Origin of the sequence: Janibacter anophelis NBRC 107843 (genome assembly GCF_001570945.1) — a bacterium.
In the GTDB taxonomy this organism is placed as follows: domain Bacteria; phylum Actinomycetota; class Actinomycetes; order Actinomycetales; family Dermatophilaceae; genus Janibacter; species Janibacter anophelis.
Window position 1 is genome coordinate 1 of sequence record NZ_BCSQ01000104.1, and the last position, 2689, is coordinate 2689.

Consider the following 2689-nt stretch of genomic DNA (forward strand, 5'->3'; position numbering starts at 1 on the left):
CCCGCCGGTGCGGCGGGCCAGCGCGTCGGCCTCGACGAGGCTCGACGGGATGCCGGCGAAGAGGTCCTCCTCCGTGTCGGTCGTGGGCACATGGCTCACCGCGAGCTCGTACTCCTCGGTCGGCCACAGGTCGGCCTGCACGTCGTTGGGCACGGCGAAGAAGAACCCGTCGGGATCGATCTGCGTCGCGTGCGAGCGCAACGCCTCGTCGCGCGCGTCGAAGAAGTCCGAGCACGGCACCCACGTGGTGAGGTGGCGCTGCGGCCGCGAGCCGGCGCGCTCGATCCAGTCGACGAAGGGGGACTCGCTCCCCTGCGCCAGGAGCGCGTCGTGGAAGGTGCGGATCCGCTCGATGCTGAAGCCGCCGATGTAGTAGAGCTTGAGCGGCTGCCACGGCTCACCGGCGTGCGGGAAGGCCTCCGGGTCGCCCGCCGCCTCGAAGGCCGCCTCGGTGACGCGGTTGGTCATGACGTGGTCGGGGTGCGGGTAGCCGCCGTTCTCGTCGTAGGTCGTCACGACGTGCGGGCGGAAGCGGCGGATCTCGCGCACGAGGGCCTCCGTGGCCACCTCGAGCGGCTCGAGGTAGAAGCAGCCGGCCGGCAACGGCGGCAGCGGGTCGCCCTCGGGCAGCCCCGAGTCGACGAAGCCGAGCCAGGTGTGCTGGACACCCAGGTGGGCCGCGGCCCGGGCCATCTCCTCACGACGCACGTGGACGATGTCGCGCAGGATGTGCGGGTCGTCCTTGAGCTTCGGGTTGAGCACGTCGCCACGCTCGCCACCCGTGCAGGTGACGACGAGGACCTCGGCGCCCTCGTGGACGTAGCGCGCGGTCGTCGCCGCGCCCTTGCTCGACTCGTCGTCGGGGTGGGCGTGGACGGCCATGAGCCTGAGTGCTTCCACTGGTGGGTTCCTCCCGGGGAGGGCGTGCCGCGCGGGCCGGTGTGCCGCGGCGGCGTGGTGTCACGGACAATGGGTCCATCCTCTCACCGCGCGCCGACGTCGATGACAGCCGGCGCCCCTCCCCCTTCGTCCCCAGGAGCAGACATGACGGCCGGCGCCCCGCAGACCCAGCCCGACTGGGATCCGGAGCGCGAGGAGGCCGAGGCGGAGGCCCACCCCGACCGCGGGCAACGCCGCTGGTGGCTCGTCGGCGGGCTCCTCGTCGTCGTGGCCGTCGCGCTGACGATCTGGTTCGGTGTCTCGGCGACCCGGGACTCCGTGACGACCACCGACATCGGTTTCGAGCGCAACGGCGAACGCGAGATCGTCATGATCTTCGACGTCACGCGCCCCACCGGCACCGAGGTCTCGTGCACGGTGACCGCGATGGACTCGGACTACGCCCGCGTGGGGACCAAGGAGCAGGTCGTGCCCGCCGACGACGAGCGGACCACCCGGGTGCGCGCCGCCGTGCGCACGACGACCACCGCCGTGACGGCGACGGTCGCGGACTGCACCGCCGTGGACTGAGACCTGCATCCTGAGCGCGATCGCGGTACACTGATCCCTTACACGCAACCGTGGGTCTGGACCATTCGGTCCAGACCTTTGTGCATCACCCCGGCGACGGGCCTGCCACGGTTCACCGTCTGAGGGGGCGCCGAGTCCCCGCACGACCCGAAGCAAGGAGTTCCCCGTGACCCAGACCGCGTCCAACGCGTCGTACCTGACCCAAGAGGCGTACGAGCGGCTCCAGACCGAGCTACGCGAGCTCTCCGGTCCCGGTCGCGTCGAGATCGCCAAGCGCATCGAGGCCGCCCGTGAGGAGGGCGACCTGAAGGAGAACGGCGGTTACCACGCTGCCAAGGAGGAGCAGGGCAAGATGGAGGCCCGCATCCGCCAGCTCAAGCAGATCCTCGACACCGCGACCGTGGGCGAGGCCCCGCCGGACGACGGTGTCGTCGAGCCCGGCATGGTCGTCACCGTCGAGATGTTCGGCGAGGAGGAGACCTTCCTCCTCGGCTCCCGTGAGATCGCCGACGGCAGCGACACCATCCAGGTGTACTCGGAGCAGTCGCCCCTCGGTGGCGGCATCAACGGCAAGAAGGTCGGCGAGACGGCCTCCTACGAGGCCCCCAACGGCAAGACGATCGAGGTCAAGATCCTCTCGGCCACGCCGTACTCCGCCTGAGACCACGACGAAGGGAGGTCACGACCAGCCGGTCGTGACCTCCCTTCGGCATGTCGTCAGCGGTTCCAGGGCTGCAGGTCTGCCTCCCCGCCCAGCCAGCCGCCCATCTGCGAGCCGTTGGCGGCGAAGCCGCCGCTGAGCACCTCGAAGAGCGGGTTGAAGGCGACGCTGCGCTCGCCCGCGCCGTCGCTCGCGGTCGTCAGGTGGGCCCCCTCGGTCGTGGGCACCTGGGTGGGGGCGTCCGCCGACCCACCGCCACCTGTCCCGGGGGTATCGGAGGGCTGCGACGCGGTCTGTCCCGGCGCCCACTGCTGATCGCGGTCGAAGGGGGTGGCCCCCCCACCCTCCGTCCACGGTTGTGGATGCTGCAGGACGGGCCCATCCGCCTCCGGGAGGGCGAGGTCCTCGCCTCCGGGCAGGGAGGGCAGGACCGGCGTCAGCTCACCGATGAAGGGGGTCTCGGCGAAGGGCACGCGGTGCTCCGGCCCTCCCGGGAGCTGGTAGACCAGCTCGTCGCCCCGACCCGGGACGTGTGAGAAGAAGGCTTGGGGGCCTTCT

At 71.2% G+C, this 2689-nt stretch carries 4 protein-coding genes; 2 read left to right on the forward strand and 2 right to left on the reverse strand.

Features of this window, described 5'->3' with window-relative positions:
* The coding region (gene mca, locus JAN01S_RS16255) for a mycothiol conjugate amidase Mca (RefSeq protein ID WP_068319840.1) at nt 1-882 on the reverse strand (882 nt) is incomplete at its 3' end.
* Nucleotides 883-1044: 162 nt separating this feature from the next.
* On the opposite strand from mca, the gene JAN01S_RS16260 reads away from it, so the two are divergent.
* Together JAN01S_RS16260 and greA are read left to right on the forward strand one after the other, a co-directional pair.
* Entirely contained in the window at nt 1045-1470 is a 426-nt protein-coding gene (locus JAN01S_RS16260) for a DUF4307 domain-containing protein (RefSeq protein ID WP_068319843.1), read from the forward strand.
* A gap of 166 nt (nt 1471-1636) precedes the next feature.
* On the forward strand, nt 1637-2131 hold the full coding sequence (gene greA / locus JAN01S_RS16265) for a transcription elongation factor GreA (RefSeq protein WP_068319846.1): 495 nt from the start codon (nt 1637-1639) through the stop codon (nt 2129-2131).
* A 56-nt stretch (nt 2132-2187) separates the two neighbouring features.
* Here the strand turns inward: greA and JAN01S_RS17270 are convergent.
* Nucleotides 2188-2689: hypothetical protein (locus JAN01S_RS17270; protein ID WP_169797258.1), on the reverse strand; the 502-nt coding region annotated here is incomplete at its 5' end.

What these genes read in the sequence shown, in the direction of transcription:
- JAN01S_RS16260 (WP_068319843.1), top strand. Translation starts at nt 1,045, where the DNA reads ATGACGGCCGGCGCCCCGCAGACCCAGCCCGACTGGGATCCGGAGCGC.